This is a genomic window from Pantoea allii, assembly GCF_002307475.1.
Lineage (GTDB): Bacteria > Pseudomonadota > Gammaproteobacteria > Enterobacterales > Enterobacteriaceae > Pantoea > Pantoea allii.
Map to the genome: position 1 here is coordinate 40,013 of NZ_NTMH01000032.1, position 14,751 is coordinate 54,763.

Consider the following 14,751-nt stretch of genomic DNA (forward strand, 5'->3'; position numbering starts at 1 on the left):
TGTCGCTCTTTAACGATGAGTCGTCATAATTGCCTGCAATGCCGCTAATACCGGAACAGGCGGCTTGCCGCTCAGAATACGTAGCCGATCGGTCAGCGTGAGTTTGCCCGCATAAAAACGGGAGATTAAATCTTCAGGTAAACCATAGAAGCGCTGCATAACACGCCAGCGTGAATCGGCGGGTCCGGCTAAAAACAGCATGCGATTCAACATGCGGAAAAAGCGTTGCTGCTGCCAGCGCTCGTGGGCAAAGTGGGTAATCGCCTGATGAATTGAGGACGATGTAAAGACATCAAGCGCACTCAGCCGATCGGCCAGCGTAACCGCAAGGGGGAGTGAATAACCGGTTGTGGGGTGAAACAGTCCGGCACGCAGTCCACTGCAGGCTAAAGGCTGTTGCTGCCAAAACGCGGTGCTATCGCCCGTTAAGGTTATTGGCAATGCGCCCTGTTCCTCACGAAGCAGAGTCTGAAGCTGCCAATTCTGCTGGGCAGCATAATCGCGAATATTGTGTCGCGCGCGTTCAGGTTCCAGTGTCGCGTTATCGATATAGTGGGTATCTTCGATTAACAGTTCTGTCGCAGATAGCGGCAGGCTGTAAACAAAGCGATAACCATTTTGCTGATCGACCGTGGCATCCATAATAATGGGTGAGGATAAACCGTGCGGTTTACTGAGTCGCCATTCCTGTCCGATAAACGCCTGGAATCCCACGTTCAGCGCTGAATTTGGCGTATAACCTCGCCCATCAATCACCGCGCTGGCGCTGATGACCTGACCATTATTCAGTCGAACAGCGTCGGCGTGAACCTCTGCCACCGCGCGGCTAATCCATAAATGCTGACCAAACTTCTGTTGTAAAACCTCGGCAAAACGCTGCGAAGTCACAGAAAAATAGCCGCTGTTCAGCTTACGACGTCGCGTGGGAAAGCGGACCTGATAGTCGGGCCAGTGATATACCACCAGCGGTGCTATCCAGCGATGTTGGCTCTCGGTTAAATCAGCGTCGTGAAAGGACCAGGTATGATTACCGCCCGCCTGGGGGGCCGCTTCGATAAGCAGAATACGCATGTCAGGTTGCTGCTGCTGAAGGCGCAGGGCAATGAGGCCATTAGCCAGCCCGGCGCCCACTAAAATCAGATCATAATGCGGTCGCATAGCCGCTCCCCTTCAAAACGGGCTGGCCGGTGCGCATGGCCTGCTCAACGATATCTGCAGCGGCCATTGTGCCGCCGGCTAAACGAAGGGCGGTCTGGATTTTCGTCATGCGTTGCGGGTAGTCGACGTTGGTCAGCAATGCACGCATCTGACGCGCCAGCGCATGGCTGGTGGTAAAACGGGACGCACGTTTTCCTATCCCATGATAAACAATACGTGAGGCCACGCCGGGCTGATCAAATGCCAACGGAAGGGCTAAAAGGGGCGTACGATAATTAATGGCATCCAGCACCGTATTCATCCCGCCATGGGTAATGGCAAGCTGCGCCTGCGAGAGCGCGGCCGACTGATCGGCAAAATCCACAACCTGCGTGTGACGGCTTCGCGCCAGCTCTTCGGCCTGAAAGGCAGTCAGGCGGCCACAGTGCGCCAACAGAAGCTGACCATCAATCTCTTCACAGGCTTTCACAATGGTTTTAAACAGACCGTAGCGATGACCCTGCAGCGTGCCCAGCGAGGCGAAAATCCGGGGCTTTTCAGACGGCGAAAAATAAAGCGGCGAAGAGGTTGATGTCGTCTGCGTTTCTCGCAGGGGGCCAACAGCATGAAAACAAGCCGGTAGCGCTTTACGGGGAAAATCCAGTTCTGGAATAAGCTGACTGATTTGTGCCAATGGCGAAAAACACTGATGGAGTTTATCCCGGGGTGCTAAGCCCATCCTGTGACTGTGATGGGCAATGACGCGGTCATGCCGACGCATCAGCCAGTCATAAATTTTTTCGCTGGCAGCATAGCGCTCACGTGCGGCATCGCTGGTGCCATAGTCAAAAGGCATCACCGCCAGGGGCAAATCCGGTTCGCGATTAAGCGGAAGTGCACAGGCAACCGAGACAAACGGCAGCCCCAGCGCTTCAGCGACCAGAGCGCCTGCTGGCTCCATCTGATCAACGATGACACCATCTATCGCCAAATCGTTAAAGGCTCTGGGGAGCGCCAGGCACAGCATATCGCTGGTGCGCGCCATTTCATTGATTAGCCGAAGCATTGACGGCCCCAGAGGATGGGCCGCTAAGTGCAGCAAGCGCGATAATGAGCCAGACGGATGGCTTTCTTCTCCTACAGCATGAAATCCGATGTGGGGATGCTGAATGAGTGGTTTAATGTCCTGTTGCTGAATAAAGGTCACCCGATGACCGCGAGCCACTAACTCCCGAGCGAGGTTTTCCAGTGCACGGACATGGCTGTAAAAAGGCGGAGCGATCGCCGCGAAGTGGCTCATGCAGCATCCTTAACTGACGGCAGCGAGTTTTTTGTCAAACCAGGCCTGGATAAATTGTTGAGTAGAATGACCGTTCTGACACGCGGCTGAGAGGTGCTCACTGGCGAGATGCAGATGCTGCCGCAGACGCTCTTCAACTGCTCTGGAGCCTAATAAATTGACCAGGGTCGATTTGCCTTCATCCTGATTGATGTCCTTACCCGTGTCAGCCATGCCATCCGTTAAATCGTCCAGCAGCTGAAACGCCTGACCGAGATCAAGCGAAAAACGGTGTAGGTAATCGCGTGCTTCGCTGGAGGCATTCGCCACAATTGAGGCCATCTGCATAGACGCGCAAAACAGGGTGCTGGTTTTAAAGTGGTTCGTCATCAAAATGGCTTCAGCGCTGCGCGGCTTATCGCCTTCTGACAGATCCTTAAACTGACCCTGTACCAGACCTTGCATACCAATGGCGTTTGATAATTCTGACACTGCGCGGTTTTTTGCCAGCGGCGTCAGGCCATCTGCATCGGCAATGACCCCAAAGGCTTTGCTCAGTAAGGCGACCGCCGCCAGTATTGCCACATGCTCGCCGTACTGACAGTGAACGGTAGGGCGGCCCCGACGCATCTGCGCATCATCCATACAGGGCATATCATCAAGAATCAACGATGCCGCGTGCACCATTTCCACGGCGCAGGCGAGATCCAGCAATCCCTCTTGGCTGACAGCGCAGCCCAGATCGCGTGCTGTGAGCAACAACAGCATCGGGCGAATACGTTTACCCGGTGCCAGCGCGCCCTCACGCATCGCGGCACCTACAAAATCCCGTTCTCCCTCGACAGGCAATAACTGCTCAAGTCGCCGATCAATATCAGCCAGTAATTGCTCAGCAGCACTGCGAGTGGGGTGAACGTGTTTTTTTGCGCAGACCGTCATTCGGGCTGTCCTTATCAACGGATACATTTATGACAACGCTAAAAGTGCGCTGCCCTTTAAAGAAACACTTAATCTGCCATAACATGGTTGGCAGGCTTACCCGTTATTTTTACATTTAGGGTTTCAGGTTTTTTCTCGCTAAATCCACATAATTAATACTAGTTGAGCCTGTGGAAAAGGTGGAGAATTCATAAACCTCCGTCGTATTTGCCTGTGGCGTGACAGGTTTTCCTCAGCGCCCGGGGTTCAGCCTGCCAGTGCACGTAATGTCGCAATTACCTGAGAAACGTCATTAGCACTGAGCGCCGTGTCTTTAGCAAATTTCACCTGTCCCTTCTGGTCCAGCACAATGACTGCCGCACCTTCGGGCTTAAGCTGCCAGCGGTGCTGTGCCACACCGCTACTGTCGATAATAAACTGTTCCCATGGCGATGCTTTTTTACTGGCGCGGATACTATTGACCACAAACAGACTGCTGCCAGGTAAAGCATCATCAGTATTGACGATGGTCGTGGTCTGGAATTGTTTTTTAGGCAGGTTGGCGTGCTGAAGAGCGTCAATGAGAGCTGCCGACTGTTCTTTTGCCGATAATCGACCCGCAACGTGAATAATTAAACGTGTTTTCCCCGTCAGCGTCAGACTGTTCCATTTTTGATAGTCAATCTTTCCGCTATCGAGCCGCATCTCACCTTTATCCGCAATAAAAACCGACGGTAGAGGCTGCCCGACAACGATGTTATGGGCGTTTGCCCAACAGGAAACGAGCAAAAGCGCCATCAATCCATAATGTTGCACTGTGTTATCTCTGGTTATTGGGAGCCATCTTACCAGCTTAGCAATTTTATCAACCCTTTGACTGTTTTATGCCCATTCCTGTTTTAGATCAATAACGGTGGGATGGGATTGAACAAAAATGCATCAACAATCCAGGGTCAGGAGGTAAGCATGCACTCAGATCTTATGACATTAGCTGAAATGGCGGTCTACCTGGGCATTTCTCAGGCAAGTCTGGTCAGGGCGCTTTGCAATCAAGGCGAATTAAATGGTGTGCCTCTTCCCGAGGCGCTGGAGCACCTGCCTCTGACGCAACGCCATTGGTTGAGAGAGGATGTCAGTCAGTTTAAACATGCGCTGCAACGTGCCCATGTTGTCCACCATGATTAAATACGTGGACTGAAATTACCCGGTATATCGTTATGATCAATAAAACGCCCGCACCAGGCGGGCGTCGTATTTATTTGCCCTGCTCGTCGCTTTCACCCAGGAAGAAATACCAGAGTGGAATAGACATCAAGCCGGTGAATACCGTGGTATAAAGCAAAATCATCATGGCCTGAGTGATATACATCATTAGCGTCCAGTCGCTGAAAGGGATGTTGTATTGTTCAATGACGCCACTCACCATGGCTCGCGCCATGACCGTTCCCACTATTATCGCCAGAATGACGACACTGCGCAGAAAATAACGCATCTCTTTACGCTTAACGGCAAAACGGGATTGCACAATCGCCAGCGGGGACTGTTTGTCCAGCGGTGTGACAGTATCCTGACGTGTGGCGCGATGCGCTTTTCGCCAGCGCTGGATGTCGAGCAGGGTGAAGGCCAGTAAACTCAATCCCATCAGCGGCAACGCATAACCTAATACCAGGGCAAGCATCAGGCTTGCGCCCTGAAGATAGCGCGGTAAGACCAGCCATGCTGACAGCAGGGTTTGCACGGGATTAACCTGCGGTAATGCCGGACGGCGAATCCACCACATGCGATAGCCCAATACGATCATCGCACACAAGCCCGCGCCAAACAGCACCAGGATGAGTTGATTGGGTAGCCCAAACAGCACGCCCATGTGCGCATCCACGCCCCAGCGCGTCAGTTTTGCGACCAGAGGGAAATGGGCAAACTCTACGTGGTCGACAATGCTAAAGTTATCAGGATTAACAGAAACCGAATCGACATGGCTCGGCCAGCGGCGGTCAATCTCACTCACCGTCCATGCCTGACCCCCACTTTTCGGTTGACGTAATTCAATTTTTGCCGCCTCCAGGCCTGCGCTGCGTGCGGCGGCCTCAACCCTGTCCCAGTCAGCATCGGGCTGATTAAGGATGGCGGGAGTGCGGGCCTGGTGATCTGACATGGCTGGCATAGCGCCGCTCATCGTCATACCGTCCATCGTGGCATGGTGGTCGGCGTGAGGATCGGCAGGCACCGCTGGCGCATCACCGTTTAACGCGGTTCTGACCTGAGGCGTCAACCAGCCAAAGTCGCTACGCATTTTATCGATATTATTGCCAGCCCATTGTGACCAGGTTAATCCCGTTACGGAGAAAAACACCAGACCCAGCGACAGCACTAAGCCAAGTGTGACGTGCCAGGAACGCGTTAAAGCAAAACCAGCCCCTGTCTTTTTGACCTTACGACGGGGACGTGTGCCCAGCCACAATACGATGCCGCCCAATGCCGCTACCCATAACCACGACGCCGCCAGCTCACTGTAATTACGGCCGATATCACCCAGCAGCAAACCGCGATGAACCTGATCGAGCCACATGCGCAGTGGCAACACGCCGCTGGTGCCATAAACCGTCATATCGCCTTTCACACCAAGCGTATAAGGATCGATAAAAATCGAACGCGATTCTGAAGGGCCTAACTGCGGATCTGAGAATTGCACACGTGTTGTATCCTGTGCGCCAGGGGCAGGACGAACGGCATAGATCCGTAAATTACCCGCATAATGTCGTGCCGCATTAATTTGCGCAGAAAGGGGTTTGGCATGGCCCTGCGCCTGCGCGTCAGTGGTTAATGCGTCTTTATAAATAAAGTTCTCTAATTGCGGCGTTATGACATACAAGGTGCCGGTTAATGCGGCAATAAAAATAAATGGCGCAATAAACAGGCCAATATAAAAATGTAGACGACGAAGTACAGTCAGTACCGCCCCGCGAGGAGGTGGATTGTTTTCCCGTGAAAAGGTCATAGCTATTCCCTATTTTCAGAATACCGGGGTTTTCTTCCCGCACGCTGGCGTGAAAAAAAGATCACATAAAGGAGATAAACAATCGGGACAACGGGGGCGCGCGAGGCCGATAACTCCCCTTCAGGCGTGGCAACGCAAGGTGTACAATGTGTTGCGGCGGAGGGGCGCGGCTGATAAGGCACATTAGCCAGATGAAGGGAATAAACACCCACAACATTAACGGGACATGCACCAACAGATCACAATAACCGCAGGCGACGCCATCATCCATCATCATGCTGTGATCGGCCATCGCCCTGTCGCTGTGATGATCCATCATCGGCATATCCGCACTCATGCCCGACATGACCATGGCATCATGGTGTTCAACAAGATTTTTAGATACTACCGGTGCAATAAACAACAGCAGTACGGCCAGTATCGCAATACAGGCGCTCAGGCGTTGTCGTTTATAGCGGGTGGATTTCATCATCAAAACGAGGACAGTTATTTACAATTTAAGGGCGGCAGTGTAACGCGGCGTAGATAAAAGGGTTAAAAAAATGGCACTTAAGACAAAAAAATTAGCACCTTTTGAACACCTTCACCTTAATTAGCTTTGAGTTTAACTTTCTTGTTACTCATGTCGTACATTTAAATAACATTATTAATCTGTGTTGTTGTTATTTGAGAGGGACTTAATGAAAATTGTAACGCTGGATGGCGGCACGTTGCCCGTACCCCCACCGCAACCCACCGGGTGTAGTGACTGGCAATTTCGTCATGACACGGCAGAGGACGAGATTGTTATGGCGCTCAAGGGCGCGACCATTGCCATTACTAATAAGGTACCCTTGCGCGCAGCAACGCTGGCAGCGCTGCCTGAGCTACGCTACATCTGTGTGACGGCAACCGGCTATGACTGTATTGATATCGCGGCCTGCAAAGAACGCGGTATTGTGGTCAGCAACATTCCGGGCTATTCAACGCAAAGTGTTTCCGAGGGCGTGATCGCGTTCATTTTTGCCCTGCGACGCCAGATAGTGGAATACGCTAACAGCACGCGTCATTTATGGCCTGAATCCTCTCATTTTTGCCTGCACCAGACGCCGATACAAGATATCGCTGGCGCGACGTTGGGTATCGTGGGTAAGGGCGATATTGGCACCGCTGTAGGCAGGCTGGCACAGGCGCTGGGAATGCGAGTTCTTTATGCTGAACGCAAGGGCAGCAGCAAGGTACGCGACGGCTATGTAAGCTTTGATGAGATGCTGGCCTCCAGCGATATCATTTCGTTGCACTGCCCTTTGAGTGAGCAAACCCGGCAACTGATCGATCGTGATACGCTGAGCAAAATGAAACCCCAGGCGCTACTGATCAATACTGCGCGAGGCGGTTTAATTCATGAAGCCCATCTGGCGGAGGCGCTACGAAATGGTACGCTTGCCGGTGCTGCACTGGATGTGCTCACGAGTGAACCGCCTGCAGCGGATCATCCCTTACTCCAGCCCGATATCCCGAATCTGATCCTGACGCCGCATGTTGCCTGGGCGAGTCATAGCGGTATGCATAACCTGCTACAGGGCATCATGGTCAATCTGGCTGGCTTCGAACAGAACCGTCCTGTCAATGTAGTAAGCTAAGTCAGAAAATCGAGCGTCCCAGTTTATCGGTCAGGCACTCCAGCGCGGCAGTGCCGGCTAATGAATTACCTGCATTGTCTAACCCCGGTGACCAGACAGCGATGCTCATTTCACCAGGGATCACGGCAATGATGCCACCTCCTACGCCTGATTTAGCAGGCATTCCCACCCGCCAGGCAAATTCGCCTGCTCCGTCATACATACCACTGGTGATCATCAGTGCATTGATTTGTCGGGCCTGACGGGAGGTGATCAAGGCTGAACCCTCCAGCGTTTTTCCCTGGTTAGCCAAATAAATAAAACTGCGAGCCAGTTCAATACAGTTCATAGACAGCGAGCAATAGTGGAAGTAGGTCTGCATCACGCTGGTGACGTCGTTATTAAAATTCCCAAACGACTTCATCAGCCAGGCGATCGCCGCATTGCGGGCAGAGTGTTCATATTCTGAGCGGGCGACATGGCGATCATACTGAATATCGGGTTGCTGACTGAGTTGACGGATGATCTCAAGCATGCGCTGGCGAGGCGCAGTCAGCCGTGTCTCCAGCAAATCGCAGATCACCAGTGCCCCAGCGTTGATAAAGGGGTTGCGCGGCTTTCCCTGCTCCAGCTCAAGTTGAACCAGTGAATTAAAAGGTTGGCCGGACGGTTCCTTACCCACACGTTGCCATATCTCGGCATCGTCATAGCGTGTCAGAGCAACGCTCAAAGAGAGCACTTTGGAAATTGACTGGATCGAAAAACGTGTTTCAGCATCGCCTGCCTGAAAAACAGTGCCATCACGCAAACACACTGCTATACCCAGGTTATCCGCTGCGACGTCAGCCAGTGCCGGAATATAGTTGGCCACCTTACCTTGATGAACCAATGGACGAACCTGATCAAGAACGGCTTCCAGCAATGTATTACTAAGAGTGGTCACACACGTCTCTCCAGAAGAATGGATGATGGCGCAGGATGATGAGCGTCCTGAAGGCGCAAATCAATGGGTTGCCGGTAAAATTGCCAGACGACATCTGAAATCTATGCACAGGTTGCCATTGCGGCTCATCATTCATTTTGCCGTAGTGGGTTTGCTGATTTACTAAAATTCGGAAATAAATAAAAGCGAGGAATTATGGCGGAGATGCGATAACCTCTGGATTTAATTTGCATTGTTGGTGCTGTTTAGCACGCTAATTTTGAGGTCAGGCATGCGCGCTTTTGTTTCAAATCGACCCGGAATCTTCCGTCCCCGTCGGTTGCGGTTGTTGCAATATCTTATACGGCGTGACAAAACGCCGATCGCATTGCTGCTGCTGGCCGCGCTGGTGGGGGTACTGACGGGATTAACGGCAGTGGCATTTGATAAAGCGGTGAGCTGGGTCATTCATTCCCGCCTCAACTGGCTTAGCCAATTCGAGAATCAGGGCATATTACTGGGATTGTACGCCTTTATTTTCTCTGCCGTCCTGGCGGCGATAGGATATTTCCTCGTCAGACGCTTTGCCCCTGAAGCGGGAGGTTCAGGCATTCCCGAGATTGAAGGGGCGCTGGAAGAACTGCGACCGGTACGCTGGTGGCGGGTTCTACCGGTTAAATTTGTGGGTGGTTTGGGCGCGTTAGGGTCGGGAATGGTGCTGGGACGTGAAGGGCCGACGGTGCAGATCGGTGGGAATATCGGCCGCATGTGTCTGGATATTTTTCGCATGCGCTCGTCTGAATCGCGCCATACTATTCTGGCGACCGGTGCCGCCTCTGGGCTGGCCGCCGCCTTCAATGCGCCACTGGCTGGCATTCTGTTCATCATCGAAGAAATGCGCCTGCAGTTTCGTTTTAGCCTGATATCCATCAAAGCCGTGTTTGTTGGCGTGATTACATCAAGTATCGTTTTTCGCACACTGAACGGTAACGAGCCCATTATTGATATCGGACAGCTGAAAGATGCGCCGATACAAACCCTCTGGTTATATTTACTGTTGGGGATTTTGTTTGGTGGCTGCGGTGTTGCCTTTAATCGCCTGATATTTACGCTTCAGGATCTGTTTCAAAAGCTACACAAGGGCCAGACGTCACGTTGGGTGCTGGGTGGCGCGGTGTTGGGGGGATTGTGCGGTTTGCTGGGGTTAATTCTGCCTCAGGCCGTCACTGGCGGTATTACGCTTATCCCTGATTTTTCAGCGGGTCATTACACATCAACGGCATTACTTTGCCTGTTTTTATTGCGAGCCTTAACCACCTTATTGTGTTTTGCGTCCGGAGCGCCCGGCGGTATCTTTGCGCCCATGCTGACGCTTGGTACGTTACTTGGCATCAGCGTGGGTCAACTCTGTGTCGCGATGTTCCCAGAATATCACCTTGAAGCCGCAACCTTTGCGGTAGCGGGCATGGGGGCGTTATTTGCGGCCTCGGTACGCGCTCCGCTGACCGGCATTATTTTGGTGCTGGAAATGACCAATAATTACCAACTGATCCTGCCCATGATTATTACCTGCCTTGGCGCTACCTTGTCCGCACAATACTTCGGAGGAACGCCATTGTATTCAACCCTTCTTGCGCGGACGCTGGCTAAGCAGCAACAAAACGATCCAGAGGATAATACAAGGCGCGAGCGAGCCTGAGGGTTGCAGCGAAGGAGTATTTAAAAGCGAAACGGAAGATGTATTTAGGTGACAGCCTGGCTGCCCAGGTTAAGACAATCGGCCCTGACTGACAGACCGTCTTACAGCCCTGTTGACCCCTGGCATAGCTGGGCCAGCGCGTCTTCACTCAGACCCGTTGCTTCCCTAATAGCGTCATGTGGCATGCCCATGTTGAGCAGGCTACGGGCGACTTCACGCTTGCCTTCGTTCCTGCCAATCTGCACGCCTTGCTCAAGGCCTTTCTCAATACCTTTCTGCTCAAGCTGTTGGGCAATGGTCATTAGCGCATCTCCGTGCTGCGGCACGCGTTGTGCCAGTTCGCGAACAAAGGCTTCGGAGTCCGCTGACTCACCTGCCTGAACTAAATAGTGTACCAGTGTGGTTACCTGTGGTGAAGAAAGATGATTCGCCATTAAGAGCGTGACCAGGCGATCGGTCAGTGCCGCGATATCACGCCGGTGTATATGCTTCTGTAGCAACGTGAGTGCGGCCATGCTGCGATGGTGCATAATCTCGTCATCCGGTATTACCGTGACATCCACTAATGGAAATTCCCTGCTGTAGAATTTTCCCGCCAGCTCTGGATATTCAAATCCATCCAGCCATCGGGTGGAATAGGGATAGGGGCTGCGCTTCCCTGCATAAAAAAGTATCGGAATGACCAGCGGCAGTTTTTTATGCCCGGCGGCCAGATGGCGCTGCATTGCCGCCACCGCATAGCGTAACAATCTGAAGGCCATATGTTTGTCCGGGGTGGACTGATGCTCAATGAGCACATGGATATAACCCTCTCCGCCGGTCGTTGTTTTCATGCGATATAGCACATCGCTGAAATACTGACGCAGGTCGTCTTCAATGAACGATCCCGATTCAAGCTTTAATGAACTGAGGTCGCAAATCGCACGTAATCCCGCAGGAAGATGCAGTTCGATAAAATCTCGTGCAATCTCTGGCTGCGTCAGAAACTGGCGAAAGGTGGCATCGTGAGGCGTCGGTGTACTGTGCTTTTTTTCACGGTTTATCGTCCTTAACCGGATACCCTATGGTATGTCCCTTTGGCATCGCGTCATCAAACCTGGCGTGGTCTGAAAACCCGAAATAATCAGGCATGACGCGCGGCAACGATCCGTCCACAAGTGCTGTAACCTGTGAGTCGTTGCGTTGAGGCGCCGGAGGTCAGTAAAAGGCGATTTAGTGTGGCTGTAAAGCCTGCAGATTTAGCGCTGTGCAACTTCACGCAAAATGGGTCGGGGAGTGCACCTCAGCGTGATAAGGGCGAAGCGCAAGAGGTGAATGGGCCCTGGAAAGGCTTAAAAATTAAGATGACTAAAATAATGCAAACATCAGCGCGACGGGGAAGCTCATAGGCCAGGTTGCGCCGACCAAAAGAGCACTCAGTAATTTTATGCTGAGTTTATCTTTGGCGATAAAGAAGGTAATTAATGCCGCTACCGAGGCAACAACGCCGTAGAAGACCAACATATGTTGATAAAGTGTCATTTTAGCCCCGCCGTCTGTTTCGTTGTCTGGTACAGATCATGCGGAATTTTGTGACTCAGATCAAGTATCCGGCCTTTTGTGTAAATAAAAAAATGGCAGCTTAGCTGGGGTGTTGTTGCCTGCCTGCTGGCCATCACTGGCGATTTCACCCTGAAACGTTGCCGTTTAACGCGGCTTTATCCCTGCTCGCAGGCCGATCCTCAGTGCCGAGGTTGTCTGGCGAATGACAGGTTTTAACGTTCGCTAGCCCTCTGTTCCCTGAGTGCCTGTTACTATTACGGGGCCGATTTTGAGACATATACTGTTTCAACGCGGGGCTAACCTATCGTCGCCCCTCAGGTCTCGATAACACAGGAGTATCAGGTGAATAAACTTTCCTATCTGTTGTTAATCCTTTTATGTCCTTCGGCTTTTGCTTTGACGCTGCAATCAAAAGACTTCAGTGATAATGGTCTGTTAGACAAAAAGTTTGCGGGTGCCAATAAAAGTAACGCAGCCTGTACCGGTGATAACGTATCGCCTGAACTTAACTGGTCTGAAATACCGGCAGGCACCAAAAGCTTTGCTTTAGTGATGACCGATCCTGTCGGCGCTAAAGGATTGGGTGTAACCCATATGGTGGCCTATAACATTGCCGCCGATCGTACCGCTTTTGCCCAAGGTGAACTGACGCAAGGAAAGGGGTACACCGGAGGGAAAAACTCACCAGGCACTGCGCATTATTACGGACCTTGTCCACCTGTGGGCTCAGGTATTCACCATTATAATTTCGTGCTTATCGCTACCGATCTGGCGCCGTCGGTGCTTGAAGCCGGGTTAACACAGGATCAGCTACTGAACAAACTTAAAGGCCATTCTCTTGGTGCGGCCAGCACGGTGGCCCGCTTTGGCAATGACTGAGACTGTAAGTAGCACATAAAAAAACACCCTGCGGACAGGGTGTTTTTATCGAGATCGACAGCTTATTTCGCGTCAGCTGACGCTGGCTGACTGGGATCAGGCTTTTTATCCAGTTTACTGATCAGGCTATGGGCTTCGGCTTCACTTGCCACGGCGGGAGAAGAGCCACTTAGTGGTTTACGGGCCGTTTCCCGAACCGTCAGAATCGTCAGCAACCCAATAACGCCGGCGACCATCATGTAATAGGCGGGCATCATGGTGTTCTGCGTCGTATCAACCAGCCATGCGGTCAGTAAAGGTGTGGTACCACCAAACAGCGAGACCGAAAGATTAAAGCCAATCGCCAGAGCACTGTAACGAATATCAGTGGTAAAGAGCGCAGGGAGCGTTGAAGGCATGGTGCCACTAAAGCAGGTATGTAATATGCCCAATATCAGCAGCCCGGCAAAAACGGCCCACATGTTATGTGTACCGATCAACATAAAGCTAGGAATCGCGAGCAGGATCAGTCCTACCGCACCAAAACCAATCACAGGACGACGACCAATGCGATCGGTCCAGCGGCCCCACATGAGCGTCAGCGGCATCATGACAAACATCACCACCATCACCAGCAGCAGTCCGCTGAGTTCGGGTAAACCCAGTACACCAGTAAGGTAGCTGGGCATGTATGAGGTCAGCATATAGTTTGAAACGTTAAACAACAGGACCAGCCCAATACACTTCATCATTGGCACGCGGTGCTTGCTTAACATCTTGAGGAGCGTCAGACGGGGTTTACTTTGCTCCAGCTCCTCCTGTTTTTGCATGTGTTGCTTGAAGGCCGGTGTTTCTTCGAGCTTCAGACGGACATACAGGCCGAACAAACCCAGTGGTGCGGCGATAAAGAAGGGCACGCGCCAGCCCCATGACATCATGGCTTCAGGCGAGATAACGGTCGTCATAACCGTCACCAGGCAGGCACCCAGCAGATAACCGCCTAAGGTCCCGAACTCCAGGAAGCTGCCCATGAAACCGCGGCGTTTATCAGTTGAATATTCAGCGATAAAGGTTGCTGCACCGCCATATTCTCCTCCTGTAGAAAATCCCTGAACAAGTCTTGCAACCAGCAGAAGGATTGGCGCCATGATACCGATTGAGGCATAGGACGGGATGATGCCGATGCAGAACGTGCCTATCGACATCATTATCATGGTTATCGCCAGCACTTTCTGGCGCCCGATGCGGTCGCCCAGTGGACCGAATACCATACCGCCCAGCGGGCGCACCAAAAAGGCTGCGGCAAAAGTACCAAACGTAGCGATTAACTGGATGGCCGTATTGGCATCGGGGAAGAAAACTTTGCCGATGATGACAGCCAGATAGCTGTAAACACCGAAGTCAAACCACTCCATGGCATTGCCTAATGCGGCTGCACCGACAGCACGTTTCAACATTCCGTTATCGATAACGGTGATGTCATCGAACGTGAGCTTTTTTGGTTTTTTATTCCAGAAATGTTTTTTAGGCCTGGGTGACGATGAACGATTAGTATCCATATTTTCCTCATACTACTTAAATGAAGACGACCTATAGCTTTCGCAGCCAGTGAGCGAGGTTAACGGAAAAAAAGGAAGTGAAAGCTATAAGAGGCCAGTTACATTAATGATAGAGCGTTCTTAACCGCAGCGAGAAAACATAGTACATGAATGTAATTTTTTGCAAGTAATCAGCAAAAAAGACTGTTGTATAAAAGAGATAGCCATACATTATCTTTTACTTTTGTTTACATATTGA

Annotated in this window: 15 protein-coding genes; 5 read left to right on the top strand and 10 right to left on the bottom strand. The window is 51.8% G+C overall.

The features are described 5' to 3' along the window. Positions 1-9: 9 nt before the first annotated feature. The 4 genes from crtY to CMR03_RS12090 form a co-directional block, all read right to left on the bottom strand. Entirely contained in the window at positions 10-1,158 is a 1,149-nt protein-coding gene (gene crtY, locus CMR03_RS12075; protein WP_096011695.1) for a lycopene beta-cyclase CrtY, read from the bottom strand. Beyond that, on the bottom strand, positions 1,142-2,437 hold the full coding sequence (locus CMR03_RS12080; protein WP_096011696.1) for a glycosyltransferase: 1,296 nt from the start codon (positions 2,435-2,437) through the stop codon (positions 1,142-1,144). The genes crtY and CMR03_RS12080 overlap by 17 nt, the downstream gene beginning before the upstream one ends. A gap of 9 nt (positions 2,438-2,446) precedes the next feature. Next, entirely contained in the window at positions 2,447-3,355 is a 909-nt protein-coding gene (locus CMR03_RS12085; protein ID WP_096011697.1) for a polyprenyl synthetase family protein, read from the bottom strand. Positions 3,356-3,601: 246 nt separating this feature from the next. Beyond that, the gene (locus CMR03_RS12090) at positions 3,602-4,132 is read right to left on the bottom strand and encodes a YtfJ family protein (protein ID WP_181377149.1); all 531 of its coding nucleotides are present in this window, start codon (positions 4,130-4,132) and stop codon (positions 3,602-3,604) included. Between the two features lie 168 nt (positions 4,133-4,300). Here CMR03_RS12090 and CMR03_RS12095 point away from each other — a divergent pair, with 168 nt between their 5' ends. Continuing rightward, positions 4,301-4,519, top strand: coding sequence for a MerR family transcriptional regulator (locus CMR03_RS12095; RefSeq protein ID WP_096011699.1), 219 nt, complete (start codon positions 4,301-4,303; stop codon positions 4,517-4,519). 70 nt (positions 4,520-4,589) lie between these two features. On the opposite strand, the gene CMR03_RS12100 is transcribed toward CMR03_RS12095, so the two are convergent. Beyond that, positions 4,590-6,332 (bottom strand): DUF2534 family protein, encoded by a 1,743-nt coding sequence (locus CMR03_RS12100; RefSeq protein ID WP_096011700.1) that lies wholly within the window; start codon positions 6,330-6,332, stop codon positions 4,590-4,592. 61 nt (positions 6,333-6,393) lie between these two features. Then, positions 6,394-6,804, bottom strand: a complete 411-nt coding sequence (locus CMR03_RS12105; RefSeq protein WP_063877032.1) for a DUF2946 domain-containing protein — start codon at positions 6,802-6,804, stop codon at positions 6,394-6,396. Positions 6,805-7,012: 208 nt separating this feature from the next. On the opposite strand from CMR03_RS12105, the gene CMR03_RS12110 reads away from it, so the two are divergent. Next, the gene (locus CMR03_RS12110) at positions 7,013-7,954 is read left to right on the top strand and encodes a D-2-hydroxyacid dehydrogenase (protein WP_096011701.1); all 942 of its coding nucleotides are present in this window, start codon (positions 7,013-7,015) and stop codon (positions 7,952-7,954) included. Position 7,955: 1 nt separating this feature from the next. Here the strand turns inward: CMR03_RS12110 and glsB are convergent, their stop codons facing one another. Next, complete coding sequence (gene glsB / locus CMR03_RS12115) at positions 7,956-8,876, bottom strand: glutaminase B (RefSeq protein WP_063877034.1); 921 nt, start codon at positions 8,874-8,876, stop codon at positions 7,956-7,958. A gap of 22 nt (positions 8,877-8,898) precedes the next feature. Here glsB and CMR03_RS25235 point away from each other — a divergent pair, with 22 nt between their 5' ends. Beyond that, complete coding sequence (locus tag CMR03_RS25235; protein ID WP_156506613.1) at positions 8,899-9,042, top strand: hypothetical protein; 144 nt, start codon at positions 8,899-8,901, stop codon at positions 9,040-9,042. Between the two features lie 93 nt (positions 9,043-9,135). Continuing rightward, positions 9,136-10,554: a H(+)/Cl(-) exchange transporter ClcA gene (gene clcA, locus CMR03_RS12120; RefSeq protein ID WP_371873643.1), complete on the top strand. Its 1,419-nt coding sequence runs from the start codon at positions 9,136-9,138 to the stop codon at positions 10,552-10,554. Between the two features lie 101 nt (positions 10,555-10,655). Here clcA and CMR03_RS12125 read toward each other — a convergent pair whose 3' ends face one another. Both CMR03_RS12125 and CMR03_RS12130 read right to left on the bottom strand, forming a co-directional pair. After that, positions 10,656-11,597 carry an Rpn family recombination-promoting nuclease/putative transposase gene (locus CMR03_RS12125; RefSeq protein ID WP_162287596.1) on the bottom strand — a complete coding sequence of 314 codons (942 nt, stop codon included), beginning with the start codon at positions 11,595-11,597 and terminating at the stop codon, positions 10,656-10,658. Positions 11,598-11,901: 304 nt separating this feature from the next. Next, positions 11,902-12,075 (bottom strand): GhoT/OrtT family toxin, encoded by a 174-nt coding sequence (locus CMR03_RS12130; protein ID WP_074180956.1) that lies wholly within the window; start codon positions 12,073-12,075, stop codon positions 11,902-11,904. Between the two features lie 363 nt (positions 12,076-12,438). Between CMR03_RS12130 and CMR03_RS12135 the strand changes: the two genes are divergently transcribed. After that, the gene (locus CMR03_RS12135; RefSeq protein WP_096011704.1) at positions 12,439-12,975 is read left to right on the top strand and encodes a YbhB/YbcL family Raf kinase inhibitor-like protein; all 537 of its coding nucleotides are present in this window, start codon (positions 12,439-12,441) and stop codon (positions 12,973-12,975) included. Between the two features lie 62 nt (positions 12,976-13,037). On the opposite strand, the gene proP is transcribed toward CMR03_RS12135, so the two are convergent. Next, complete coding sequence (gene proP, locus CMR03_RS12140; protein WP_096011705.1) at positions 13,038-14,513, bottom strand: glycine betaine/L-proline transporter ProP; 1,476 nt, start codon at positions 14,511-14,513, stop codon at positions 13,038-13,040. Positions 14,514-14,751: the final 238 nt, after the last annotated feature.